19 protein-coding genes and 1 tRNA gene are annotated in these 25,240 nt (G+C 61.7%); 5 read left to right on the top strand and 15 right to left on the bottom strand.

The window, feature by feature from the left end:
- Positions 1-15: 15 nt before the first annotated feature.
- From HWX48_RS08130 to HWX48_RS08150, 5 genes are all read right to left on the bottom strand, one after another.
- A complete protein-coding gene (locus tag HWX48_RS08130) occupies positions 16-579 on the bottom strand; it encodes a hypothetical protein (protein WP_175956443.1) in 564 nt (187 codons plus the stop codon).
- A 197-nt stretch (positions 580-776) separates the two neighbouring features.
- Positions 777-1,610 carry a MetQ/NlpA family ABC transporter substrate-binding protein gene (locus HWX48_RS08135; RefSeq protein WP_175956445.1) on the bottom strand — a complete coding sequence of 278 codons (834 nt, stop codon included), beginning with the start codon at positions 1,608-1,610 and terminating at the stop codon, positions 777-779.
- Between the two features lie 173 nt (positions 1,611-1,783).
- Positions 1,784-2,563, bottom strand: coding sequence for a methionine ABC transporter permease (locus HWX48_RS08140; protein WP_175956446.1), 780 nt, complete (start codon positions 2,561-2,563; stop codon positions 1,784-1,786).
- On the bottom strand, positions 2,560-3,552 hold the full coding sequence (locus tag HWX48_RS08145) for a methionine ABC transporter ATP-binding protein (protein WP_175956448.1): 993 nt from the start codon (positions 3,550-3,552) through the stop codon (positions 2,560-2,562). Before HWX48_RS08145 ends, HWX48_RS08140 begins: the two co-directional genes overlap by 4 nt.
- Positions 3,553-3,690: 138 nt before the next feature.
- Positions 3,691-4,641 (bottom strand): CrcB family protein, encoded by a 951-nt coding sequence (locus HWX48_RS08150; protein ID WP_175956450.1) that lies wholly within the window; start codon positions 4,639-4,641, stop codon positions 3,691-3,693.
- 242 nt (positions 4,642-4,883) lie between these two features.
- On the opposite strand from HWX48_RS08150, the gene HWX48_RS08155 reads away from it, so the two are divergent.
- Both HWX48_RS08155 and gluQRS read left to right on the top strand, forming a co-directional pair.
- Entirely contained in the window at positions 4,884-5,195 is a 312-nt protein-coding gene (locus tag HWX48_RS08155) for a thiamine-binding protein (protein ID WP_175956452.1), read from the top strand.
- Positions 5,192-6,151: a tRNA glutamyl-Q(34) synthetase GluQRS gene (gene gluQRS, locus HWX48_RS08160; protein WP_254873027.1), complete on the top strand. Its 960-nt coding sequence runs from the start codon at positions 5,192-5,194 to the stop codon at positions 6,149-6,151. Before HWX48_RS08155 ends, gluQRS begins: the two co-directional genes overlap by 4 nt.
- Before the next feature lie 721 nt (positions 6,152-6,872).
- Here the strand turns inward: gluQRS and HWX48_RS08165 are convergent.
- The 3 genes from HWX48_RS08165 to HWX48_RS08175 form a co-directional block, all read right to left on the bottom strand.
- Positions 6,873-7,250 (bottom strand): hypothetical protein, encoded by a 378-nt coding sequence (locus HWX48_RS08165; protein WP_175956454.1) that lies wholly within the window; start codon positions 7,248-7,250, stop codon positions 6,873-6,875.
- A 170-nt stretch (positions 7,251-7,420) separates the two neighbouring features.
- Positions 7,421-7,493 (bottom strand) — tRNA-Arg (locus tag HWX48_RS08170).
- 276 nt (positions 7,494-7,769) lie between these two features.
- Positions 7,770-8,837, bottom strand: coding sequence for an aldo/keto reductase (locus tag HWX48_RS08175; RefSeq protein ID WP_175956456.1), 1,068 nt, complete (start codon positions 8,835-8,837; stop codon positions 7,770-7,772).
- A gap of 534 nt (positions 8,838-9,371) precedes the next feature.
- Between HWX48_RS08175 and HWX48_RS08180 the strand changes: the two genes are divergently transcribed.
- Both HWX48_RS08180 and HWX48_RS08185 read left to right on the top strand, forming a co-directional pair.
- Complete coding sequence (locus tag HWX48_RS08180; RefSeq protein ID WP_175956458.1) at positions 9,372-11,333, top strand: solute carrier family 23 protein; 1,962 nt, start codon at positions 9,372-9,374, stop codon at positions 11,331-11,333.
- Positions 11,334-11,591: 258 nt separating this feature from the next.
- Positions 11,592-12,656 (top strand): LacI family DNA-binding transcriptional regulator, encoded by a 1,065-nt coding sequence (locus HWX48_RS08185; protein ID WP_175956460.1) that lies wholly within the window; start codon positions 11,592-11,594, stop codon positions 12,654-12,656.
- Between the two features lie 120 nt (positions 12,657-12,776).
- Here HWX48_RS08185 and HWX48_RS08190 read toward each other — a convergent pair whose 3' ends face one another.
- From HWX48_RS08190 to HWX48_RS08210, 5 genes are all read right to left on the bottom strand, one after another.
- The gene (locus HWX48_RS08190) at positions 12,777-14,522 is read right to left on the bottom strand and encodes an ABC transporter ATP-binding protein (protein ID WP_175956461.1); all 1,746 of its coding nucleotides are present in this window, start codon (positions 14,520-14,522) and stop codon (positions 12,777-12,779) included.
- A gap of 8 nt (positions 14,523-14,530) precedes the next feature.
- Complete coding sequence (locus HWX48_RS08195; protein ID WP_175956462.1) at positions 14,531-15,499, bottom strand: ABC transporter permease; 969 nt, start codon at positions 15,497-15,499, stop codon at positions 14,531-14,533.
- Entirely contained in the window at positions 15,492-16,418 is a 927-nt protein-coding gene (locus HWX48_RS08200) for an ABC transporter permease (protein ID WP_175956463.1), read from the bottom strand. Before HWX48_RS08200 ends, HWX48_RS08195 begins: the two co-directional genes overlap by 8 nt.
- 330 nt (positions 16,419-16,748) lie before the next feature.
- Positions 16,749-18,374 (bottom strand): ABC transporter substrate-binding protein, encoded by a 1,626-nt coding sequence (locus tag HWX48_RS08205; RefSeq protein ID WP_175956464.1) that lies wholly within the window; start codon positions 18,372-18,374, stop codon positions 16,749-16,751.
- Positions 18,375-18,656: 282 nt separating this feature from the next.
- The gene (locus HWX48_RS08210) at positions 18,657-20,768 is read right to left on the bottom strand and encodes a PfkB family carbohydrate kinase (protein ID WP_175956465.1); all 2,112 of its coding nucleotides are present in this window, start codon (positions 20,766-20,768) and stop codon (positions 18,657-18,659) included.
- A 186-nt stretch (positions 20,769-20,954) separates the two neighbouring features.
- Here HWX48_RS08210 and HWX48_RS08215 point away from each other — a divergent pair, with 186 nt between their 5' ends.
- Positions 20,955-22,403: an ATP-binding protein gene (locus tag HWX48_RS08215; RefSeq protein ID WP_175956466.1), complete on the top strand. Its 1,449-nt coding sequence runs from the start codon at positions 20,955-20,957 to the stop codon at positions 22,401-22,403.
- A 196-nt stretch (positions 22,404-22,599) separates the two neighbouring features.
- Here the strand turns inward: HWX48_RS08215 and HWX48_RS08220 are convergent, their stop codons facing one another.
- Both HWX48_RS08220 and HWX48_RS08225 read right to left on the bottom strand, forming a co-directional pair.
- Positions 22,600-23,826: an App1 family protein gene (locus HWX48_RS08220; protein ID WP_254873028.1), complete on the bottom strand. Its 1,227-nt coding sequence runs from the start codon at positions 23,824-23,826 to the stop codon at positions 22,600-22,602.
- Positions 23,827-23,882: 56 nt separating this feature from the next.
- Positions 23,883-25,205, bottom strand: a complete 1,323-nt coding sequence (locus HWX48_RS08225; protein WP_175956468.1) for an MFS transporter — start codon at positions 25,203-25,205, stop codon at positions 23,883-23,885.
- Between the last annotated feature and the right edge of the window lie 35 nt (positions 25,206-25,240).

Raw genomic sequence — 25,240 nt, forward strand, 5'->3', positions numbered from 1 at the left:
TCACGACCAGACGCACTACCTCACGCGCGCAGGCATCGGGCAGGCAACCTCACCGGACAGACGCACCACCAGACCAACAAGCAGCAACGCCACCGACGCTCCCGCAAGCCACGGCTGCACAGGCGCAAAGTAGGTAATCGCACCGCTATAGCCCAAGGCCAGCAACGCCAACTTATTGCACACCGGGCAGCCAATGGCGAACCACGCGCCAAAGGTGCCGATCATCCCCAACACGGAGGAATGCTCGGTGGCCTCGTCCTTCGAATCAACAGAAACAGACGCCTCCTCCTCAACAGAGACACTCGGTGCCACCTCAGGCAAGGCCTCCTTGACGTAGGTCGCCATCAGCATGCCCGACAGCACAGCCGTCACCACCCACACCGGATAGCTCCACACCGTCGGAGGAATATCCCGGTGGAACACAGGGTTGGGAATCAGGACCGTGACAATCCCCAGGGCCACACCAATGACCACACTCAAGATCACGGCAATCCCCCACCGGCGAGCGCTCCACATGCGCAAGCCCTGCACAGCCTGACTGAGGTACTGCGACACAGGTTGACGAAGTTTGACAGACATGAGGACATCCTGACACATCCGGCCCACTTCCACCCACCATGTCCGCATACCCCTTGCCACGCCACGCCTTCCACACATACACCCGCAGCGCCAAAACAGCACAAACACAGCGGCTGCCGCAGGCACATACCCGCGGCAGCCGCCACAGTCTTACACGAGGGCCGCCTCACGCAGCCCCAGATGTCGGGGAATCACCCTCAGAAGGAGGGGATCACCGAACCATCGCTCCAGTTGTCCTGGATGAACTGGCGAACCTCGTCAGTGTGGAGCAGCTCTTCAAGCTTCTTCACGCCCTCAGCCTTCTCACCGGAGATGTCACTCTTCCACACCAGCAGGTTCGAAGCAGGGTTGTTCTCGGAAGACTCAACAGCCAGGCCGTCCTTTTCCGGGGACAGGCCACCTTCCTGAGCGAAGTTACCGTTGATGACAGCGGCATCCACGTCCGACAGGGCGCGCACCAGCTGAGCGCCCTCAACCTCGGTGAAGGTGAAGTTCTTCAGAGGCTTGACGGTGTGGATGTTGATATCGCCCGACGCAGGCAGTTCCACGAGGCCTTCGCCAGCGAGCAACTTGAGGGCGCGAGCCTGGTTGGTCACGTCAGAAATAATGCCAATCGTGCCACCATCAGGCAGGTCAGCCAGGCTCTTGAGGGATGCGGAGTACACGGCGAGGGGCTCAAGGTGGACGCCAGCGCCAGGGGTGAACTCGTAGCCGTACTCGGCAGCCTGATCCTCCAGGTAGGGGATGGTCTGGTAAAAGTTCGCATCCAGGTCACCATCGTTGAGGGCAACGTTGGGCAGGATGTAATCGTTGTACTCCACGATCTCCAGATCCAGGCCGGCGGCAGGAGCCAGCTTCTCATCAATGAACTGGAGGATCTTCGCGTGCGGCACAGGGGAGGCGCCCACATTGAGGGTCAGGACATCACCCGAAGCAGCGCCCGAAGCGGCGGAATCGGTCGAGCCCGAGCAAGCCGACAGGGCAAGGGCTGCAACAACAGAAGTGGCAGCAAGTACACGGAAGGAACGCATTGTTTTCTCAATTCTCAGTCGTGGGGAAGCCGAGCATCCCCAGGGGAGCGAGGCAGCCCATGAAGGACTCTGTTGACATTTAGCCTCGCCTATTGGTCAGTGCTGCGCAGAACGATCTCAGGGGGTGAAAGAATGTAAACGGACCGTCTCACAAACTCCGACTGGTGGTGTGCTCAGCGGTGGTCCACCAGCCGGCTCACCATGTCGCCAATCACCTGAATCACCTGAACGATGATAACGATGGTCACGACGGACACAATCAGCACGTCATGCTGGTTACGCGTGTAGCCGTAGTTAATGGCCAACTGGCCCAGGCCGCCCCCACCAATGACGCCAGCCATCGCCGAATAGCCAACCATGGTGATCGCCAAGACGGTGATCGACTGGACGAGGGCGGGCAGGGCCTCGCGCACCTGCACACCCCAGCGGATCTGCCGGTGAGAGGCGCCCATCATCTGCGCGGCCTCGATCTTGCCAGCGTCAACGCTCAAAATATTGGACTCCACCAGGCGCGCGAAGAAGGGGATCGCGAGGATCACCAACGGCACCACCGTCGCCTGCCACCCCAGACGCGTGCCCACAATGAGCTTGGTCAGGGGGAAGAGGGCGACGATGCCGATAATGAAGGGCAACGAGCGGACAATATTCACGGTGCCGCCCACCACCTGATTGACCAGGCGATTGGGGGTCAGTCCCGTCTTGGAGGTCTGCACGAGCAGTAACCCCAACGGCAGGCCGAAGATCACCGTGAACAGGGTCGAAAAGCCCGTCATCAGCATGGTGTCGATGATCGCGGGCACAAACTGGCTGGTCAGAGCCGGGTTGTCCCCCCAGGTGGGGTCATTGGCACCTGCGGGCAGCAGCGCGGCAGCCGCGGCGGCCTCGTTCAACGAGGCTCCCGCCCCCGCAAGTACGGGCGAGAGGGCAGACAGGGTGGAGGCGACGGTGCTCATGCGATCCTCACTTCCGCGTAAATATTCTGCTCACGCAGCTGGGTGACAATCTGTTCAGCGTGATAGGCGGGCACCGACAACGCCAGGCGACCCACCTGGGTCGCACCAATGGACTCAAAACGGCCAGCGGTCACATCCGCACCCATCGACGCCGTCAGGTTGAGCACCGTTGCGCCCGTAGGAATACCGGGGCTTGAGGTGAAAATGACATCCAGGAGTGTGCGATCCTCAGGAATGATCGCATCATCAACGGAAGGAGCGGGCACCAGCTCGCGAGCAAGAGGGGAGGACACATCATTGAGGACGGCGTCAACCGTGCCCGACTGCAAGACCTGGCCAGCACCCAGCAGGGTCACCGAGTCGCAGATTTCACGGACGACACCCATCTCGTGAGTGATAATAACAACGGTCACGCCAGCGACATCACGGACCTGGCGCAGCAACTCAAGAATCTGGCGCGTGGACTCCGAGTCCAAGGCAGAAGTCGGCTCATCACAGAGCAGCACCTGCGGATGGTCCGCCAAAGCACGGGCGATACCCACACGCTGACGCTGACCGCCAGAGAGCTGCGAAGGATAGGAATTACCGCGTCCAGCCAGGCCCACAAGCTCAAGGAGTTCTTCAACGCGGGCGTCAATCTCAGGCTTCTTCACCCCTGCCAGACGCAGGGGGTAGCCAATGTTGGCCGCAGCAGTGCGCCCATCGAGCAGGTGAGCGGCCTGGAAGACCATACCGATACTGCGGCGCGCTTCGCGCAGCTCGCGGCCACGCAGTGTGGCCAGGTCAGTGCCGTCAACAATGATGGAGCCAGCGGTGGGCTTTTCCAGTGCGGTAAGGCAGCGGATCAGCGTGGACTTGCCTGCGCCGGATTGTCCAACGATGCCGTGAATGGAGCCACGTTCGACGTGCAGATTCACATCGTCGAGGGCAACGACATCGCTGGCGCCCTTGACGGGGTACACCTTACGGACCCCAATCAAGTCGATCATGGTGACAACCCTTCCCCGCGCGTGAGTGTCTGCGCTCGTCCGATTTCTGTCTATCTTCAGCTCACAGCCGCGCTCATCTGACAAGTCAATGAGCGACCTCCAGCATATGCCCGCTGGAAAGGCACCCCAAATTGTTCGTTACATTGCTCCACATGCTGAAATCCCAGCAATCTTCCAGCCTGCGTAGCAGGCAGCCCACGCCAACAGCCAAACTCCAGCAAATACAAGGCCTGCGAGCATAGGCGAGGTCCTCCTCCCCAGGATCCACGCATCCACCACTGCCGTCGAAAAGGTGGTGAATGCCCCTAAAACGCCTGACCCCAGAAGAACCCACGCCAGGGCAAGCAGGCCAGGATCACCACCCTGCGCCAGACACACATGGCTGCTCCCCGCAGCAAAACCGGCCAGTCCACTGCCCAATACGTTAATCACAGCAATGCCCAGGACAGGCACAAAGGCCGCCCTGTAGTTTGCCATGGCCTCCCAGACTCGGCTTGCCTCCTCGCTCCGCCGCCCCTCCTCACTACCGACCTCGGCCTCACTACCGCCCTCGGCCTCACTACCGCCCTCGGCCTCACTACCGCCCTCGGCCGCGAGCGCGATCCTCCTCTGCCAGCTGGTAAGACGCACGGTAATCCACCCATTGAGCTGCCAACGAAAGCTCGCCCCCATGACCCCCATCCCGGCGGCCACCGCAATCACCAAAGGAAGCGGGGCGGTGGCCTCGTCCAACCACGAGGGCGGCAGCGCGAATCCCGCGCTCACATGAGTGGCCGCGAGGGCGAGGGCGGAGTAGGTCGTGAGGGAGCCGCAAAAGCCGGTCGCCCACAGGAGCCAAGCGTGCTCACCCATACCGGGCAGGCCACTTGCCCGCGCCCGGTGGCGCCGAAGTGTGAGTCCAAACAGAATCAGCGTGCCCAGGACGTTAGCAACGGCAGTGGACACCAAGCTGGGTGCCACAAGCCCACCACGAAGAGCCGCGCCGAAGGCAACATCAAGGATGAGACGCACCCCCACGCCCAGGAATGCGCCCACAATCAACGCTGGCCATAGTAGGCGGCGAGCAATAGCCTGACGCACAATCTCCATGCCTGTCCTTTCACTGGGGGCTTTCACCGGGAGGCCGCGCCACAGGATTAACTGGTACGCAGGGTTACTGGTTCCCCAGGGTTACTGGTTCCCCAGGGTCGCTGGTTCCCCAGGGTCGCTGGTTCCGCAAGGTCGCTAGTTCCTAGGGCTGCTGGCGCCCAGCTGGCGGGCGCACACGCGGGATTATGCTACTGCGCGCACGCCTTCCACCAATGCGCCGCGCCCACCACTAGGCTGGAGGCATGTTGTTTGCATTCTCTGTTGCCCCCATGACCACGCCCCACGAGGACGGCTCCGTCACCGAGGCAGTCGCCCGCGCCGTTGACATCGTCCGCAAGTCGGGCCTGCCCAATGAAACCTCCTCAATGTTCACCACCATTGAGGGCGAATGGGACGAGGTCATGCCCGTCATCAAAGCTGCCTGCGACGCCGTGGCCGAGGTATCCCCCCGCGTGTCCCTGGTGCTCAAGGCTGACCTGCGCCCCGGTTTCACCGGTGAAATGACCGGCAAGGTCGAGCGCCTCAACTCCGTCCTTGAGCAGATGGACCAGTGACGTCTCTGTCTGCTGAGCACTCTTCCCTGCAAGCTCCCGTGTCTATCGGCGCTGGCCGCTTTGCCCCCTCCCCCACGGGCGACCTGCATGTGGGAAACTTCCGCACTGCCCTGCTCGCTTGGCTGTGGGCACGCCAAAGCGGGCGACGTTTCCTGCTGCGCGTGGAGGATATTGACCGTGTGCGCGCCGGATCCACCGAACGCCAGCTGGAAGATCTGGCGGAGATTGGCCTGGAATGGGATGAGGAGGTCCTCATTCAGACCACCCGCACTGACGCCCACGAAGCCGCCATTGATCGCCTCCGTGAAGGCGGGCATATCTTCGAATGCTTCTGTTCCCGTAAGGAAATTCGTGAAGCCGCATCCGCCCCGCATGTGCCCCCAGGCCACTATCCGGGTACCTGCCTGCACCTAAGCGAAGCTGAGCGCACAGCTCGGCGCGCAGCCCTTGCCGCAGAGGGAAGGATCCCGGCCCTACGACTTAGGGCGCCAGCCTCGTCCTGGACGGTCAGTGATGAGCTGCATGGCCGCTGGACAGGCCCGGTCGATCACTTCGTGGTGCGTCGTAATGACGGGGTACCCGCCTACAATCTGGCCGTCGTCGTTGATGATGCCTTCCAAGGTGTTGACCAGGTGACCCGCGGGGATGACCTGCTCTCGCAGGCACCTGCGCAGGCCGCTTTGGCTTCACTATTGGAGGTGAGTGAGCCAACCTACGTGCATGTGCCCCTGGCCCTGTCGCCGACGGGCGCTCGCCTGGCCAAACGTGATGGGGCAGTGACCCTACCGGATTTGCATGCGCTGGGATGGTCGACGGCCGATGTGCTGGAATGGATTGGGCGTTCCCTCGGAGTTGAGGGCGTGCGCTGCGCAGGCGATCTGCGTGAGGCTCTGCCGTTGGATGCTCTGCGCGGAATGGACACCAGTCCTTGGGTGGTACATCCACCTCAAGCTTGAGGCGGGGGTATGAAGCTAGGGTGTGAGTGCGCTCGGCGCTATTGGTAGGCTTCGGTGCTATTGGTACGCCCCGGCGCCTCGGGTACACCCCAGTGCTATCGGTACAGTCCAGCGCCTCGGGTACAAGGCACACCACCCACCAATGACGCTCAAACACACCGATAGCGCCCAGACACACCAATGCCCCCACACACCAACAAAGCCCAGACACACCCCAGTGCTATCGGTACGGTACAGCGCCTCGGGCACCCCCAGTGCTATCGGTACGCCCCGGCGCCTCGGGCACAAGGCACACCACCGACCAATGACGCCCAAACACACCGATAGCGCCCAGATACACCAATGCCGCGCCACACCGACAAAGCCCAGGCACACCAATGCCCCCACACACCAACAAAGCCCAGACACACCCCCGTGCTATTGGTACGCCCCGGCGCCTCGGGTACAAGGCACACCACCCACCAATGACGCTCAAACACACCGATAGCGCCCAGACACACCAATGCCCCCACACACCAACAAAGCCCAGACACACCCCCATGCTATTGGTACGCCCCGGCGCCTCAGGCACAAGGCACACCACCCACCAATGACGCCCAAACACACCGATAGCGCCTAGACACACCAATGCCGCGCCACACCGACAAAGCCCAGGCACACCAATGCCCACACACAGCCCGACACACAGCAGCTCCGGCCAAGCCCAGCAGCCCGTCAGAACTCAGAGAACACTGACCTCAACCTGCCACGAGTCGGCATCAGTCCTGCGGGCACGAGCAGGGGCGGCCACAACGCCAGATTTACCTGCTCGCATGCGAGCCAGGGTTGCAGCAGCGTCCTCGCCCTGAAGGGTCAGGACCGTCACCCCGCACACATCAATGTCCAGGGCGTCATCGCCCAGCGATGCAATTCCCGCCTTACGGGCCACACACAGTGCGTGGAACTCCGCTCCAGCTTCCACATCCCACTGTTCCTTGGCAGCCCGCTTAGCTAGGGCGCGTTCAACTTTGGGGGAGATGGGGAGGTTGATCCAGCGTTCGCCTTCGAGGATGGTGACTTCGGGCGGGTCGAAACCTAAAAGTTTTCCCCACAGATCCATCGGGGCCTCCTTTGAGATTGACGAACGGCCGTTGTTCGCATGATCTTCCTCGCGCCTGCTGGGCGGAGCGTTGGCATGATTCGACGATCGCCACACGGGCGGGTATCGTCAAGAGATGGCAACAGATACGCTGAACCCCCGCCAGTGGATCACACCGACGGGGGCCGCTGCGCGCTCGAAGGGACTCGAACCCCCAACCTTCTGATCCGTAGTCAGATGCTCTATCCATTGAGCTACGAGCGCAGTGCCGTTTGGCTGAGAAATACTCTAAGGCACGTTCCACCCTCGACACAAATCCGTCGACTAGGCGATGGGTCACACTTAGGCCGGTCGGAGCCGCTTCGATAGAATCTTGCGAATCCGACCGCCAGCAGTTCAGACCTTCAGGCACTGCCACTCGCCAGGCTCTGCTACCTGCACGTCAAGGCTGGCCACTAGACGACACTGACTATTAGACAGCACTGGCCACTAGACAACACTCACCATCAGGCAACACCGCCCGCTAGACGACACCGCCCCCTAAACGAGGCTGGCCGCCCGAGAATGTTCATCAATGATGCGCAGCTCCTCGTCACTGAAGTTCCAGGTGCCGATCGCACCAACAGAGTCGCGGATCTGCTCAACAGAGGAGGCGCCCACCAATACGGTGGTGATGCGCGGATCTCGCAGCAGCCAGGCCAGGGCCATCTGAGCCAGTGATTGCCCACGCTGAGCAGCCAAATCCGCCAAAGCACGCAGGTGGGTGAGGCGATCCTCGGTGAGGACGTCGGGGGTAAGGAAGCGTTGCTGTCGCATGCGCGAGCCCTCGGGGATGCGGTCCTCGCCCAGGTACTTATTGGTGAGCAGCCCCTGCGCCAGGGGTGAGAACACCGCCATGCCGAGGCCGAGTTCCTCACACACGTCCGTCAGGCCGTTTTCAATGCCGCGGTTGAGCATGTTGTACACGGGTTGGTGGACGACGAGGGGGAGGCGGATTTCCCGGGCGATGCGCACCGCCTCACGGGTTTGCTCCACGTCGTAGGAGGAGATGCCCGCGTACAGTGCCTTACCTGACCGCACGGCCTGGTCGAGGGAGAGGATCGTTTCTTCGACCGGGGTGGTGGGGTCGAAGCGGTGGCTGTAGAAGATGTCCACGTAGTCGAGGCCCATGCGGGTGAGGGATTGGTCAAGGGAGTTGAGGACGTACTTACGTCCGCCGCCACCTTGGCCGTAGGGGCCCGGCCACATGTCGTAGCCCGCCTTGGTGGTGATGACGAGTTCGTCGCGGTAGGGCCGGAAGTCGTGGGCGAAGTGGATGCCGAAGTTCGTTTCCGCTGACCCGTAGGGCACGCCGTAGTTATTGGCGAGGTCGAATTGGGTGATGCCCAGGTCGAAGGCGGTGCGCAGAATGTCGCGCTGACGGTTCATGGGGGTGTCGCCCCCGAAGTGCTGCCAGAGGCCGAGGCTGAGGACGGGCAGGTCGAGGCCGGAGCGGCCGCAGCGGCGGTAGTGGGCGCCCGCAGCCTCGTAACGGTCTGGGGCGGCCAGCCATGGGTGGTCGACCTGCTGGGGGGCGACGGGCGTGCCGAGGTTGAGTGAGTGTTCCATGGGGTCCCCTTGCAGTGTGGGTGGTGAAGCAAAGGTCATCGGTGAGTCTTTGCGGGGTGAAACCTGGTGTCGACTGTATCGCATGCGTGACCTGCAGACACTGTGGAGGGTATGCCCTCAAGAACGAGGGCGCAGAACGGAGGGGCAGGACGAGGGCGGGTGGCGAGCGTGGGTGACGAGGGCGACGGCCTCGTTGGGCGGAGCGAACTAGCCACGAAGAGGGGCGCCATGTGCGTCAACAGGTGACGGAAGAGCTTTGGGGGAGCCCCGGCCCTGCATGGTGCGTGCAGGGCCGGGCGGGACGGTGCTTGTTAGCGCCATTGATAACGAGCGCGTCCGTTGCAGTGATGCGGCTCGCTTTTCATCATATGTAGGAGATGGCCCACATTTTGTTATTTGGGAAAACGTAACCAAAACGTGACATACCAGCTGATGAACAGTGCCGTTTTACAGGGTGAGCACCCCTATTCCTGGCCAGCCCAAAGGAGGAAGATAGAGAAGAACCCTTCCCTTCTTTCACTTTTGGAGAGACGTATGGCTTTCGCGACCCGCCAAAGCACGCACCACAACCCCTCCTCCCCCACTGTTAAAGACCCTGTCGACGCGGTACCTCCCGTCGGCAAACTCACCGTCCTGGGCATCCAACACGTCCTCGCCTTCTACGCTGGCGCCGTCGTCGTCCCCCTCGTCATTGCCTCCGGCCTCGGCCTCGATGAACAAACCACCATCCACCTCATCAACGCCGACCTCTTCACCTGCGGCATCGCCTCCATCATCCAATCGGCGGGCCTTGGCCCCAAGATCGGCGTGCGCCTCCCGCTCCTCCAAGGCGTCACCTTCACCGCAGTCTCTCCCCTCATCGCTATTGGCCTGTCCGCAGGCGGAGGCGTAGAAGGCTTGGCCACCATGTACGGCGCCATCATCGTCGCCGGCCTGCTGACCTTCTTCGCAGCCCCCTACTTCGCCAAACTCCTACGCTTCTTCCCGCCCGTCGTCACCGGCACCCTCCTGACCATCATGGGCACGACCCTGCTCGCCGTCTCCGCCATGGACATCGTCCGCTGGGGTAGCGATGCCGCCAACGCCGAGGCCGCCGCCGCAGGCACCCTCAAGGGCCTGGCCTACGCTCTAGGAACCCTGGCCCTGATCGTCCTCATCCAACGCATCTTCAAGGGCTTCATGGCGACGATCTCCGTCCTCGCAGGCCTGGTGATTGGCACCTTCGTCGCATGGACGCTGGGGGATGCCTCCTTCGGCGGGGTCAACGAGGCCGCCGTCTTCGGCCTGACCACCCCCTTCTTCTTCGGCTGGCCTGCCTTCTCCGCCACCGCCATCCTCTCGATGGTCATTGTCATGGCCATCACCGCAGTGGAAACCACCGGTGACGTCTTCGCCACCGGTGAGATCGTCGGCCGACGCATCAAGCCCCAGCACATCGCCAATGCCCTGCGCGCCGATGGCCTGTCGACCACACTGGGCGGCGTACTCAACTCCTTCCCCTACACCTGCTTTGCGCAGAACGTCGGCCTCGTGCGCCTCTCTGGCGTGAAGTCCCGCTGGGTGATCACCATGGCTGGCGCCATCATGATCATCCTGGGCCTGCTTCCCAAGGCTGGCGCCATCGTGGCCTCCATCCCCGGGCCGGTCCTCGGCGGCGCCTCCCTAGCGATGTTCGCCTCTGTCGCCGTCGTGGGAATTCAGACCTTGAGTAAGGTCGACCTGCACGACAATCGCAATGCTGCCATCGTGTCGACCTCCATCGGCCTGGCGCTGCTGGTCACCCTGCGTCCCGAGTTGGGCTCGATGGTGCCCTCGTGGGCGCAGGTCTTCTTTGGCTCAGGCGTGACCATGGGTGCCACTATCGCCATCGTGTTGAATATCGTGTTCTTCCACATTGGCCGCCAGAAGGGCGAGGACGTCGCCGTCCTTGACGGCCAGCCCGTTGACCTTGAGCAGATCAACAACATGTCCCGTGAGGACTTCGTCAACACTTTCGGTGGCATGTTCGCCGGTGACACCTGGCCGGTAGAGAACGCGTGGCAGCATCGCCCCTTTGCCTCCACTGCCGACCTGCGTCAGGCCTTCCACGAGGCCGTTTTTGCGGCCTCCCCCAGCATGCAGGAAAGCCTTATCGGCAACTACGTTGATATCGCTGAGCTTGTCATGCACGGTAGTGATGATCCGCAGGCGAACCTTGATGTCGCTTCCCTCGCTGCTGGTGATATGACCGATGAGCAACGTAACGCCTTGGAGGCTGTCGCTCAGGCCTACCGTCAAAAGTTTGGTCGTCCTCTCATCATGTGCGTCACCAACCTGACCGGCCACGAACAGTTGGTCTACCAGGCGTGGAGGCGCGTTGATTCCTCCCCCGCCCGTGAAGCGCGCGTCGCTTTGGGCGAGGTGTTGGATATTGCTGATGAGCGTTTCAATATGCTTGTCGCCGACGCTAATCCAATTCGTACGGCATGGATTCGGAAATTCGACCAACTGGATTAAGTGTGATCCCCAGGTAACGATGTGGCCGCGAAAGAGGAAAACTTTCGCGGCCACATCGTTTTTACCTGCAGAAATCCTGACTCTCAGCAGCTTTTTCATAAAGTCCTTGTCACATCGGTGCCAAATCTCGCGTTGAGGCCAAAAAATACAGTTACACTCTCCCGGTAAGGGAAACCACGGTTCATCGGCCTATACGCGTTACCGGGCTAGCCAGGGTGCCCCATGCCATGAGTTCTCGACACCCTGGGAGAAATCACCATGACTCGCAAGCGCGTGCGTCTCGCTGACGTCGCTGAAGAAGCAGGCGTTTCTGCTTCGACAGCGTCACGCGCGCTTGGATTCGACTCTCATTTAATTAGCCCCGCGACACGAGAACGCGTGCGCATGGTCGCACAGCGCCTCGGATATCGAGTGAATCCCATTGCCCGATCATTACGAATGTCCTCAACGGCATCCATTGGAATGGTCGTGCCTTCCATTATGAATCCATTCTTTATGGAACTCGTCGCCCATGTTGAAAGCTGCCTCGCTGACGAGCATATGGCACTGCACCTGTCGAACTCCCGCGACTCCCACACCGTTGAGGACCAGCACATTCGTACCTTCTCCTCCGGTTCCGTTGATGGCCTCATCATCGTCCCCTGCCACGAGATCTCCAGCGCCCCCGCCATTGAGCACGCTTCTCGTTCCCTCCCCATCGTCCAGCTTGACCGCCCGTGCCCCAATATCGGTATTGCCAGCGTCGGCGTGGATGACCGCGCGAGCATCGGCATGATCATGGATCACCTGCAGGCTCAGGGCGTCCACACCCTCGCGCTGGTGACAAATACCGGCGCTAACCTCTCCTCCATGGCACGCGTCCACGAGGCCCTACAAGCCGCAACGCGCCTGGGAATGGACCTCCCTGAGAACCGCATTATCGAAGGCTGCCAGTCCGTTGAAGGCGGTATCGAAGCGGCCCGAGCTCTTCGCGCCCAAGGGCCCCTTCCCGATGCCATTGTCTGCCTCAACGACCTGCTGGCCCTCGGGGTCATTGCCGAGCTACGCAAGCGCGGCATCCGGGTCCCCGATGACGTGTTGGTAACTGGCTTTGATGATATTCAATTCGCTGCTCTATCAACGCCGAGCCTGACCACCATCCGTCAGCCCCTCATGCAGATCGCCCGCACAGCGGTGCAGATCCTGCTGAATAACCAGCCCAATAGCTACACGCGCACGACCTTCAAGGGTGAACTCATTGTCCGTGAGTCCACCACGCGCCTCTACCCGCCTCAGCGTCCTGGTTCCCTCCCTATCTGGGCAGCCCAAAAAGTCAGCAACTGACCGCATACAAGAGTGGCCACACGCAGTGCGTGTGGCCACTCTTGTACAGCCAGTCAGTGCCCCACCCCGGCAGTCCTCCTCATAGAGGTCAAGACCTTCAGCCGGGGCGGTGCGCCGCGGTCAGAGGTTGAGCTGGATCGATCGACCCGGAACGGCCTCGATGAGTTCGCGCGTGTAATCCTGAACGGGGCTACCAAAGAGGACATCCGAGGGAGCCTGCTCAACGAGCTTGCCGTGCTCCATGACGACCACGTCATCGGCGATCTGGCGGACGACAGCCAGGTCGTGGGTGATGAAGAGGTAAGACAGGCCCAGCTGAGCCTGAAGGTCATTGAGCAAGTACAGGATCTGGTTCTGCACGAGTACGTCCAGAGCGGACACGGCCTCGTCAAGCACGACGACCTCAGGGTTGAGGGCGAGGGCACGAGCGATAGCCACGCGCTGACGCTGACCGCCGGAGAGTTCATTGGGGTAGCGGCGCATCACCGAACGCGGCAGGGCCACAAGGTCCAGCAGCTCGGACACGCGATCGATGCGCTCCCTCTTCGATCCAATGCCATGAACGCGCAGGGGCTCTTCAATGACACGGAAGATGGAGTACATCGGGTCGAGGGAACCGTAAGGGTTCTGGAACACGACCTGCAGGTGGCGACGCAGCTCGAAAAGCTCCCGATCAGAGAAGGTTGAGCAGTCGCGGCCCTTGAAGTAGACCTTGCCCGAGGTCGGATCCAGCAGGTTGAGGATCATATTCGCCACGGTCGACTTGCCCGAACCGGACTCACCCACAACCGCCAGGGTCGTGCCCTTACGCAGGGTAAAGGAGACGTCGTCAACGGCCTTGAGCTTGGAGGCCTCGCCCTTTTGACCGCGAATATCGAAGATCTTGGTGAGGTTTTCGACGCGGATGATTTCCTCGGTCGAGGTCGCACCCGCACCGGAGCCGGTGAGCTCTTCGTCGGTGATTTCGATGCCGCGCGCGTGGGCAGACTCGATACGAGCCGAGGCCAGCGAGGGCGCCGCCGACACCAGACGCTTGGTGTAGGGGTGCTGCGGGCGCTGAAGGATCTCCAGAGCCGGGCCGGACTCGACAATACGACCGCGGTGCATGACGACAAGCTGCTCGGCGCGTTCTGCTGCCAGACCCAGGTCGTGGGTGATGAAGAGAACGGCGGTGCCCAGATCCTGGGTCAGCTGAGCCAGGTGGTCAAGGATGCGACGCTGGACGGTGACGTCGAGGGCCGAGGTCGGCTCGTCGGCGATCAGCAGCTTGGGGCGTGCCGCCATGCCCATGGCGATGAGGGAGCGCTGACGCATACCGCCCGAGAATTCGTGGGGGTATTGCTTGGCGCGGCGTCCGGCCTCGGGAAGGCCGGCCTCTTCGAGAAGCTCATTGACGCGCACTGGCATGTTAATCTTGTCGCCCTGGATGGCTCGGGATTTGCCGGGGCGCTGTCTGGCGGCCTCAATGACGTGTGCCTTGTTGGCTTCCAGGGCTTCTTGCACCTGGCGGCCGATGCGCAGCACGGGGTTGAGGTTGGTCATCGGGTCCTGGGGGACCAGGCCGATACCGGAGCCACGCAGTTCGACCCACTCATCGTCGCTGAGGTTGGTGATATCCCTACCGTCGAATTCGATGGTGCCAGCGGTGACCTTACCGGTGCCGGGCAGTAGGCCGATGACGGCGGCGGCAGTGGTGGACTTACCGGAGCCGGATTCACCGACGATTGCGACGGTTTGACCGGGGTAGATGGTCAGGTTAGCGCCGCGGACGGCGGGGACGGTGCCGGTGGAGGTCGTGAAGGTGACTTCCAGGTCGGTGATGCGCAGCAGAGGGGTCTGGTCGTCTGCGTGTACTTCAGTGTTCATTTCTTCGCTCACTTCTTACGCGCCTTCGGATCGAGAGCCTCACGTACGACGTCGCCCATCATGATGAAGGACAAGACGGTCATACCCAGTGCGATCGCAGGGTAGAAGAGCACCTGCGGGTCGGTACGCAGCGATGCCTTCGCGGCGGAGATGTCATTACCCCAGGAGACAACGCTCGGAGGCAGACCGATACCCATGAAGGACAGCGATGCTTCGGCCACGATGAAGCCGCCCAGGGCGACGGTTGCGTAGACGATGATGGGTGCCATCGAGTTGGGGATGATGTGGGACATGAGGATGCGCCAGCGGGAGGCACCGGTTGCGCGTGCTGCGGTGACGTACTCCTCGTTCTTGACGGACATGACGGTGCCGCGCGCGATACGGGCGATGGATGTCCAGCCGAAGACGGAGAGCACGATAATAACGGTCCAGACGGAACGCTCTGCGGTGAGCTGCATGAACACGATGGCTGCCAGCAGGAAGGGGATGGCGAAGAAGACGTCGATAAGACGGGATAGGACGGCGTCCAGCCAGCCACCGAGGAAGCCCGCGAGGGCGCCCAGCAGGGAGCCGATCAGGGTGACAGTGATGGTGGTGAGCACGCCGACGAGGACGGAGGCGCGTGCGCCGTAGATGATGCGCGAGTAGATGTCGCAGCCCTGACGGTCAAAGCCGAGGATGTGGCCGGTGGTGGGGCCAGCGTGCTTCAGCGAGAGGTCACAGACGCGGGGGTCTTGGCTGGTGAAGAGGCCCGGGAAGGCCGCTACGAGGACAACCAGCAAGATGATGGCAGCGGAGACCCAGAACATGGGGCGCTGACGCAGCTGCTTCCAGGCTTCGCCCCACATTGACGAGGGGGCGGATTCATCCTTGACGGCGTCAACGGCGCCGAGGCCTGTTTCGTCGATGTCGGAGACGTAGTGCGCCTGACCCGCGCGGGTGCGCGTGATGTTTGCGGAGGGGATGTAATCACTCATAGCGGATCCTCGGGTCAAGTACGGCGTACAGAAGGTCAACGATGAGGTTCGCAATGATGTAGACGATCACCAGGACGGTGGTGATGGACACGACGGTTGCGGGCTCACCCTTGGTGATGGCCAGCCACAAGGTGCCGCCAACACCGGGAATGTTGAAGATGCCTTCGGTAATGATGGCGCCACCCATGAGCGCACCGAGGTCAGCGCCGAGGAAGGTGGCGACGGGGATCATCGAGTTACGCAGGATGTGACGGTTGCGCACCTGGCGGTTGGTCAGACCCTTGGCGCGTGCGGTACGGACGAAGTCGGCGCTCTTGGTTTCAGAGACGGACTGACGGGTCAGACGCAGCACATAGGCCAGGGACAGGGAGCCGAGCACGAAGGCGGGCATCATCAGCGCGTAGACGCTGGTATTGCCACCGACTGTGACGGGGAAGAGCGCCAGCTTCACACCGAGGACGTACTGGAGGACGAAGCCGGTGACGAAGGAGGGCACGGAGATGATGATGAGAGACATGACCAGAACGGTTGCGTCGAACTTGCCACCGCGGCGCATACCCGCAATCACACCGAGAACCACACCACCGATGGCTTCAAAAATGAGGGCCATGACGGCGAGCTTGATGGTGACGGGGAAAGCCTGAGCCATCACGTCAATAACCTGGCGGCCGGAGAAGGTCTTGCCGAAGTCAAGAGTGAAAACGCCCTTGAGGTACAGCAGGTACTGCATGTACAGAGGCTTATCGAGATTAAATTCAGCGCGAATACGTTCCTGAACTGCCGGGTCAAGACCGCGGTCACCGCCCAGTGCTGCCACGGGGTCACCGGGCATCAGGTACACCAGGGCGAAGATCAGGAAGGTTGCCCCAAAGAAGACCGGGATGGTCTGCAGGAGCCGCCGTCCGATGTATCGGGGCATGGGTGAGTTCCTTACTGGATGACGTCCTGCGCGTGCTGGAAGGGCACAAAGTACCCCCGATCAGCAGAATGTTGTGCCTGTTGGGGCTGCACATTTCGGCAGGACATGATCCTCATGTCTGGTGTGGATGGATATCCACTCATGGTCTGAGGTGCCGTGAAAGGGCACTCCAGACCTGATTTTATGCAAACGACCAGTAAATTGCTAGTTAATGAGTCGCCAAACATAGCGACTCATCTCAAGAGCGCGGTATGGCGGGCGGTAAACCCGCCCGCCATACCGTTCAGTTATGCGGCCTTAGCCGTTGGGCGACCCGAGGTCGCCGTGCGATCACTTACGAGTGATGTTGTGGTACTCGGGAACCGACTTCCAGTTGATCACAACGTTGTCGACCGACTCAGACCATGCTGCCGATGCGCCACCGTACCAGGTGGGGATCACGGGGAGGTCCTTGAGCAGGATCTGCTGAGCCTCGTCGAGGATCTTGTTGGCTTCGTCGAGGGAAGCAGAGCCAGCGGCCTTGGTCAGCAGGTTGTCGAACTCTTCGTTCGAGTAGTCGGTGTCGTTGGAGGAAGCGTTGGTGGCGTAGAGCGGGCCGAGGAAGTTGAACTTCGAGGGGTAGTCGCCCTGCCAGCCGGTGCGGAATGCGGTCTCGATGCGGCGTTCCTTGATGTCGTTACGGAAGGACTTGAAGTCGGGGTAGGACTTGCCTTCAGCTTCGATACCGAGGTTGTTGCGGAGCATGTTGGTGACAGCGTCAACCCAGTCCTTGTGGCCACCGTCGCCGTTGAAGGCGATTTCGAACTTGCCGGAGAAGGGGGTCATGGCGTCAGCCTGTGCCCACAGTTCCTTAGCCTTTTCGGGGTTGAAGGAGAGGACCTCATTGCCGGGGATGGCGTCGTTGTAGCCTGCGACGACGGGGGAGGTGAAGTCCTTGGCGGGCTTACGGGTGTCGTTGAACAGGGCCTTCACGAGCTCATCGCGGTTGATCGCCATGGAGATGGCCTGGCGACGGAGCTTGCCTTCTTCACCTGCGAAGTGACCCTTCTGGGGGATAGCGAAGGACTGGAAGACGGCTGCGCCCTGGATGACGGAGCGGCCTTCGAATTCGCTCTGGAAGGTGTCGAATGCGGAGGTGGGGATGGCGTCGAGGACGTCGAGGTTACCGCCCTGGAGGTCGTTGTAGGCGGCATCCATGTCGTTGTAGATCTGGATGGTCAGGCCAGCGTTCTTTGCAACACGGTCGCCGTCGTAGTGGGGGTTGGGAACGAGCTTGATAGCAACGTTGTGCTCCCAGCCGCCTTCAGCGAGCATGTAGGGGCCCGAAGCGATGGGGTTCTCGCCAGCTGCATCAAGGTCAGCCAGGGAGGCATCGGCCAGGGGCTGGAAGGTGGAGTAGCCCAGGCGTGCGGGGAAGTCGGCCTCGGGCTGCTTGAGCTCGACGGTGAAGGTGTAGTCGTCGACGAGCTTGATGCCCTGGGTGAGGTCGTGGTTTTCACCCGCGTCGTCGTAGCCCTTGACGGGCTCGAAGAAGAAGACCTGGTCCTGCTTCTGAGCGCCGATGAGAACCCAAGCCTCAACGAAGTTCTTGGCCTTGATTTCGGTGCCGTCGGAGAACTTCTTGCCCTCCTTGACCTTGATGGTCCAGTTCACGTTGTCGGAGGACTCGATGGACTCGGCGAGTTCGTTGTGGGTCTCGCCCTTTGCGTCGTAGTAGACGAGGCCAGCGCCGGTAGCGTCGAGGACCTTGCCGCCACCGGTCTCGGAGGTCAGACCCGGAAGAAGCGGGTGCTGGGGCTCGGAGCCGTTGGTGCGGATGGGATCGCCGGCAACGACATCGCCTGCGGGAGCAGCGGAGGCGCCGGACTGATCAGCAGAGCCTGCGCCACCCGAGCACGCGGTGAGCGTGAGGGCGAGAACTGCAGGGACTGCCAGCCAAGACTTCTTGAAGCTCATGTGGAACTCCTTCTGAATGCTGGGGACTAAAACGTCTGGGCATATTCGCCAGATACGTGTTGAAGTCTATGCAGTTCGTAAAAATATGCGTCTTTTTGTTTCACGATGCGTTCATCACGGTCTGATTACAATGGGTTACGAAAGGGTAACACCCCAGGTCAGAGCATATTTGCTTCGCACACTTCCTTGAATCTCGCGCATAATTATGTAACGGGAACCACAGATCATTCCACCGTCCGGGCAGTGACCTGCCTTTATGCCGCCCACCCCATTCGCAACACCTCAGCGCCCCATCACTACCCGCGCACACTCCTCCACATCCTCACGCGCAGGACAGGTGGCCGGACCATAGAACTGCGTGGACAATCCACCGGCACAATTCGCCAGCACTAACGCACTCTCCCAGCTCTCCCCCATCGCCAGCGCCGCACATAACGCACCCGCGTGAGCATCACCGGCACCATTGGAATCCACTGGCTCCACGACAGGCGTTGGAACTGCCAGTGCCTCGTCCTCTCGCGCCCACCACGCCCCTCGTTTGCCCGCACGAAGAAGGACAGGCGCACCCAAGGCGCGACTCAGGAACGAGGCCAGCCCCCCACGGTCCCACTCCCCACTCGCCCCAACGGCAGCGGCCTTCTCAACAGCGGCCGCAACCTCCGGCAAGACGCGACGATCACCGGGGGTCTGCCAACACTCGTCGACAAGACGGTGGCCAAGAATGAGCGCCTCACGCTCATTGACTGACCACAATGGGCGCACGCTCCCAATGAGCGCAAGGGTGTCGGCGGGAGCCTCGCCAATCATGGGACCCACATCAAAAACGATGGCGCGCGGCCGGACTTCCGATGCACCAAGACGGCGCACGAGGCGCTCCACCTCAACGCGAGTGCGCGGGTGATACAGGGAGTATCCGCACAGGTGGAGCACGTCGCCAGCCCTGAAGGTGATGTCATCCCAGGCGCCCTCAGGCACCGCCGCCTCCGCACCAACGGTGGACACGAAACTCCGCTCAGCATCCGGCTCCGTGAGCGCCACACAGTAGCCCGTATCCATGCCCGACACGCTCGGCCCCGCGTGAGTGACCTTCTGCCTGGCGAGGGCAGCGCGGGCGGCATCGGCCATCGGCCCCTCACCGAGGGCACCGTGATGGATAACCTCGGCGCCCATCTGGCGGGCGGCGTAGAGGACATTAAAACCGCCACCCACACACATCTGATGAGAGGTCGCAAAGAGGTCACCACCCTTTTCAGGCAGGTGATCCACCGTCATGGTGAGGTCAACAATGACCTGACCCGTGTAGTGGAAGCGCCCCTGCGGACTAGCTCCCCCCTCCTCGACTCCTGCCTCAAGGGTCGCAGGCAGGCCGTGGGCTTCACGCACCGCCAGCAAACCCTCCACAATGCCCTCAATATCAAGGTCATTCACGGCGGCAATTGTGGCGAGCATGTCCGCTGGCAAAGCGGCACTGCCATTGGCTGCACCCAGAAGGGCGCCCGCAATGGCGGCGATCGTGTCCGTGTCGCCGCCCAGATTCGCGGCCGCAAGCAAGCCATCAAGCGGGCGGTCGGCATAGAAAGATGCCAGGGCCAGCGCACAGGGTACGGCCTCAGCTGTCGCCACCGAGGTGCCGATCAGATCACGCAAGGCGCTCATAATGACCTGCACCTCCTGCATTGAGGAGTTACGTGCCGCCATCACCAAACTCAGTGCCCAGCGTGCGCGGGTAAGGACCGAGGCGCCCTCGGCCCACTCGCCGCGTGGGTTAATGGACTGGGCGGCGTCGACCTCGTCAACCGCCCAGTACAGGGCGTCGGGCAACGTCTGACCGTCAAGGAGGGCACTCACGGCGAGGGCGACGATCGCCGCCCCCTCGAAGCCTTGGCGAGTGTTGTGCGTGACGAGGCAGGACTCGTAGACCGCGTCAAGGAGGGCATCGGTGTCGCTCGTATCCCAGGCGATACCGACGGGGGCGACGCGCATGGCCGCACCATTGGTGGTGCCCGAAGTCCCCGTCGTGCGTGGGTCGGCCCCGGCGCGCACCTGTTCGAGGGCGGCTTTTGTGGAAGGGCCCAGCAGGTCATGGGAGCCGCGCTCAATCATTTGGCTCTCCCATGCGAGCAGGGAATGGGCGAGAGCCTCCGGGCTGATATGCCCGCCCCCGCCAATCAGCAGGTCGGCGACGATGAGGGCTTGCTCGGTGTCATCCGTGACCGACCCGGCAGGCATGCCCGGCGCGTAGGGCTGAATATCAGCGCCCGCTAGTAGACCCATGACCGGCCCGTAAGTCTGGACAATGACATCGGGGGAGAGGGATTGCGTGGGCATTCCCAGGGCATCGCCCAGGGCCACAGCGGAGAGGCAAGCAAGCGCGCGATCTTTGAGCACTGTCATAGCTCCAGCCTAGTGGCTCAGCATTGGAGGCGACAGGGGCGATGCGGGCTCTGTCAGGTCTACTCTAACGAGCTGTAACACTTGAGCGTTACAGTAGGAACAGCCCTCAAACCGCGAAATACTAAGGAAAAGCGGGAGGCTGTCACGACTACTCTCACGCTACTGTAACGGTGTTACAGTAGAGCTATGGCTCGTGATGAGATTCCGCAGATACTGTCGCTTCCTCTGGAAGAACGCGGCCCAGCACTCTGCGCCGCGCAGGAAAACCAATGGTTCGAGCGCAAAGCCTTCGCCGTTGACCCCAAAGCTGTTGCCAAAGCAATCGTTGGCATGGCCAACGCCGAAGGTGGCACCCTGGTGATCGGCATCCGCGAGCGCCGCATCGAAAAGTCCACTCACAGCACCGACAAGATCAACGCCCTGCGTCAAGTCCCTCTCAACAGGATCGCACCACCGCTTTTCACTGAGATTCACGAACTTCCTGTCCTCACTGAGGACGGCGAAAGCTCCACCCTTCTGATTTTCACCATTCCACCGAGCAACTCCGCCCATAAAACCTCAGATGGGAAGGGTTTCCTTCGCGCCGGGGATTCCACTATCAAACTCACCCAAAGCCAGTGGGAGGAACTGTTCTACGAACGCTCTCCCCAAGCTTACGAGGCCGAGCGCGTCGACCTCGACATTGCGGATCTTAACCCAGAGCTCCTCGAAGAGTTTCGCGCGCGAATCGGCTCCCATCACGATGCTGAGGGCCTCCTGCGAACACGAGGACTCATCACCCGAGATGGTGCACTGACTATCGCTGGCGCGCTCCTCTTTGGACAGCACCCTGAAGCCCTCTTCCCACAGGCTCATATTCGCGTGCTGCGCTACCTGGAGGACGACCCTGGATATGGGGAAAGGCAAAACCTCGCTGCTAATGGCGATATACGCATTGAAGGCCCCCTGGTCTACCAACTCCGCAAGGCCTTGGCCCTCATCGATCAATGGATGCCCCGCCGTCAAGTGCTCAACGCCGACGGCACCTTCGGGCCGAGCGTGCCGTCAATTCCGCAGAGCGTGTGGCAAGAGGCCGTGGTCAACGCCGTGACCCACCGCTCCTACTCCGCCGCCGGGGATCACATTCGCGTCTCCATCTTCCCTCACCGTATTGAGGTCTCTAGCCCGGGGCGTTTCCCCGGGCTTATTAACCCGCAGAACGTTGATAGTCCGCTCGACATCGTCCGCTATGCTCGCAACCCTCGCATTGCGCGCGTTCTTGCGGATTTCAATATCACCCAGGAGCTTGGTGAGGGCATCCGGCGCATGGTCTACGACATGCGTCACGCTGGCCTCAACGACCCGCATTTCCGTCAGAACGCTGGGGGTGTGCGCGTCGTTATGGACGCCAGCGCACGCCTTTCAGAGGATCTTCTTCGTCAACTCCCACCGCAAGCTGGTGAGATTGTCATGCTCTTGCGTCACGCGGGTGCCCTTGGGACAGGGGATATTACTGATCGCTTGGGGATCGCGCGCCCGACCGCGCTTCGTAGTCTCAACGCTTTGCGGGATCACGGCATCGTCGAGAGGGTGGGAAAGAGTCCCACCGATCCGCGAGCCGTGTGGTTAATTTCTGGTACTGAGAGTCGTAGCTAGATCGCTGCTATCGCCTCTACTCTAACGAGCTGTAACACTTGGGCGTTACAGTAGGAACAGCCCTAAAACCGCGAGATACTGCAGAAAAGTGTGGAGCTATCACAGCTACTCTCACGCTACTGTAACAGTGTTAGAGTAGCGCGAGAGTCTCTGAGTCATTCAAAAGACACCACCGCGAATGCGCCCGCGCACGCAACTACTCCGCAGCCTGCACCTGCTCCAGCAGCTTAAAACCGTCCTCACCAAACCACACCGGAATCCCCTCAGGCACATCACGCAGGGCATCAGGGAACAGTGACGACAAGGTCCCATGAGCAAGGAACTGCTCACGGCTAGACAGAGAACGAAGGGCGATACCCGCCACATGCTCCGGGAACTCGCGGGCGAACTCGGCATAAATCTCCGGGTCACGCTGCCCATCATCCCCCACCAACAGCCACCGCATATGGGGAAAATCCTCAGCTAAACGCCGCAAAGACCGACGCTTATGCTCCCGACCAGAACGGAACCACCCCGTATTTGACGGCCCAAAATCCGTCATCAAATACGCGCCGCGAGGAAACTGCACCCGGCCCATGAACTCACGCACCGTCGGCACCACATTCCACGCGCCCGTCGACACATACACCGTCGGCGCGGGCACGCCCTCAACGGGCTCCTGGGCACGCTCAGCCGCACGCTCGGTCAAGTAGGTCAACAACTGTGCCATGCCCGGCACCGCCTCGCGGGCGGCCACCCGATCCACCAACGCATGGCGGGCCGCCACGAAAGGCCTGGGCACCATCGACACGATCACCGTGTCATCAATATCCGATACAACCCCGCAGCGTTCACCATCACCCACAACGCGCACCGCCACCGGCACCGCGCGCCCCGCATCAATACGCACGCCGTCAATCTCCACCCACGCGGGAGGCTCAGCGGCCGACGAGGCCCCAGCGGCGGTGGCCTCGTCAGCAGAAACGGCAGACACCGCGAAAGGAAGAGAGGCCAACGCAGGGCACTCACGCACCTGCACCCGCGACAGGGGTTGAATCCACGCCGTATGCCAACCGGGCGTCAAACCATGCCCTTCACAAACGAGGTCAACGTAGCCACCCCGATCCGCAACCGTCACCACGCGCGCGCCACCGACAGTCACCACCACCGGCTCGCGCGGCACCTGAGCGTCAAAAAACTGCCGCCAGCCGCGACGCGCACTCAGCCAACTGCGCTGATCGTGAGTGCGAGCCATAATGACGCGGCCCAACACGCGGACCCGCCCACGCGAAGCATAACCGCCAAAACCGACAATGCCCGGATCATAACCAAGGCGCTGAAGGATGCGGGCAAGGGAGGTATTGAAACGCTCACCCATCGCATTAACCGAGGTCAGAAGGAAGGAAGGGGAGACGTCATCGATTAAAAACTCCAATCGAGCCACGTCGTTCCCTTCCGCATTTCTTCACTCACAGGCCGTCACAGGTGACAGGCATCCCCTTAATTGTGCCTCAGATCCACACACCCGGGCACCGCTTGAGCCTCATAAAGGCCCCCGCCAGTAATCTCACCAGCGCCCCCGACAGCATCCTCCCCCGACGAAACCTCCGGTAAATGGCGAGGCCTCTCCGCCCGCTCCGTATGGCGACGCAAGCTCGGCAGGCCCACCACCATGAGCAGCACCATCACCCAAGCGAAAGCCATGACCACCCAGAATCCACCCTCAGCACCGGTGACATCCACCGAACGCCCCGACAGCATTGACCCCAGCGACACGCCAATATTCATCGCGGTACTCATCCAGGTCAACCCCTCAGTGAGCTGCCCCGAAGGCACAACCTTGGCAATAATCATGTTGACATTGGTCATGGTCGGCGCAATCGTCAGGCCAGTGATGAGCATCGCCAGGCCAAGCACCCACACATTCGTGGCCAGCAAGAAGCTGGACGTCCCCAAAGCCAAGGCCACGATCCCCACGCTGAAGAGCTTCCACAGGGGCTGACGCCAGGTGCGCGCCCCATAAATCAACGCGGCCACCAGAGAGCCAAAGGCAAAAATCCCCAGCAGCACCCCAGCCAACGCGGGCTGCATATGCTCTTCCGTGAAAGCAACGACGGCGACATCCGTCGCGCCAAACATGGCTCCCGCCCCCACGTAGGTCAGGGCAAGGCCAATGACCACAGGGTGGGTGATGACCGTCCCTGCCCGCTGCGCGCGGTCAACCTGCACCACAGGCGGTTCGGTTTCCATCTGCGAAAAGAACCCCAAGGAGCCGACGGCGATGAAGAAGATCGACAGGATCAGGCCCGTTGCCGGGTGCAGGGCGGTAGCCACCGTGGTCGCCACAATCGGGCCGACCACGAACACGAATTCGTCAACGGCTGCCTCAAGGGCGTAGGCGGCGGTCAGTTGGCGCGGCTCTTCCACCACTGTTGACCAGCGGGAACGCACGAGGGCGCCGGGCGCTCCCCAGGTTGCACCCGCCACTGCGGAAGCCACGAACACCACCCACACGGGCGCTGACCACATGCTCGCCGCCGAAAACACGGCCAAGGACACGGCGCACACCACCAGGGAGGGCAGCATGACCGTGCGTTGACCGTAACGGTCGACCATGCGGGCAAGGATGGGGGCGCACACGGAGGTTCCCACAATGCTGACGGCAACAACCAGACCCGCCAGCGTGTAGTTCCCGTAGGCGGCTTTGACGGTGAGGATCATAGAGATACCCACCATCGACATGGGCATACGCAGAATCGCTCCGGCCAGCGAGAAACGCCACGCGCCGGGGAGTGTGAGGACTTCTGCGTAGTTTGCGAGCACGAAGGTCTATCGTACTCGCCTTCAATGCCCACTTA

This window comes from Schaalia sp. Marseille-Q2122 (assembly GCF_903645355.1).
In the GTDB taxonomy this organism is placed as follows: Bacteria; Actinomycetota; Actinomycetes; order Actinomycetales; family Actinomycetaceae; genus Pauljensenia.

What these genes read in the sequence shown, in the direction of transcription:
- HWX48_RS08130 (WP_175956443.1), bottom strand. Translation starts at nt 579, where the DNA reads ATGTCTGTCAAACTTCGTCAACCTGTGTCGCAGTACCTCAGTCAGGCT.
- HWX48_RS08135 (WP_175956445.1), bottom strand. Translation starts at nt 1,610, where the DNA reads ATGCGTTCCTTCCGTGTACTTGCTGCCACTTCTGTTGTTGCAGCCCTT.
- HWX48_RS08140 (WP_175956446.1), bottom strand. Translation starts at nt 2,563, where the DNA reads ATGAGCACCGTCGCCTCCACCCTGTCTGCCCTCTCGCCCGTACTTGCG.
- HWX48_RS08145 (WP_175956448.1), bottom strand. Translation starts at nt 3,552, where the DNA reads ATGATCGACTTGATTGGGGTCCGTAAGGTGTACCCCGTCAAGGGCGCC.
- HWX48_RS08150 (WP_175956450.1), bottom strand. Translation starts at nt 4,641, where the DNA reads ATGGAGATTGTGCGTCAGGCTATTGCTCGCCGCCTACTATGGCCAGCG.
- HWX48_RS08155 (WP_175956452.1), top strand. Translation starts at nt 4,884, where the DNA reads ATGTTGTTTGCATTCTCTGTTGCCCCCATGACCACGCCCCACGAGGAC.
- HWX48_RS08165 (WP_175956454.1), bottom strand. Translation starts at nt 7,250, where the DNA reads ATGGATCTGTGGGGAAAACTTTTAGGTTTCGACCCGCCCGAAGTCACC.
- HWX48_RS08175 (WP_175956456.1), bottom strand. Translation starts at nt 8,837, where the DNA reads ATGGAACACTCACTCAACCTCGGCACGCCCGTCGCCCCCCAGCAGGTC.
- HWX48_RS08180 (WP_175956458.1), top strand. Translation starts at nt 9,372, where the DNA reads ATGGCTTTCGCGACCCGCCAAAGCACGCACCACAACCCCTCCTCCCCC.
- HWX48_RS08185 (WP_175956460.1), top strand. Translation starts at nt 11,592, where the DNA reads ATGACTCGCAAGCGCGTGCGTCTCGCTGACGTCGCTGAAGAAGCAGGC.
- HWX48_RS08190 (WP_175956461.1), bottom strand. Translation starts at nt 14,522, where the DNA reads ATGAACACTGAAGTACACGCAGACGACCAGACCCCTCTGCTGCGCATC.
- HWX48_RS08195 (WP_175956462.1), bottom strand. Translation starts at nt 15,499, where the DNA reads ATGAGTGATTACATCCCCTCCGCAAACATCACGCGCACCCGCGCGGGT.
- HWX48_RS08200 (WP_175956463.1), bottom strand. Translation starts at nt 16,418, where the DNA reads ATGCCCCGATACATCGGACGGCGGCTCCTGCAGACCATCCCGGTCTTC.
- HWX48_RS08205 (WP_175956464.1), bottom strand. Translation starts at nt 18,374, where the DNA reads ATGAGCTTCAAGAAGTCTTGGCTGGCAGTCCCTGCAGTTCTCGCCCTC.
- HWX48_RS08210 (WP_175956465.1), bottom strand. Translation starts at nt 20,768, where the DNA reads ATGACAGTGCTCAAAGATCGCGCGCTTGCTTGCCTCTCCGCTGTGGCC.
- HWX48_RS08215 (WP_175956466.1), top strand. Translation starts at nt 20,955, where the DNA reads ATGGCTCGTGATGAGATTCCGCAGATACTGTCGCTTCCTCTGGAAGAA.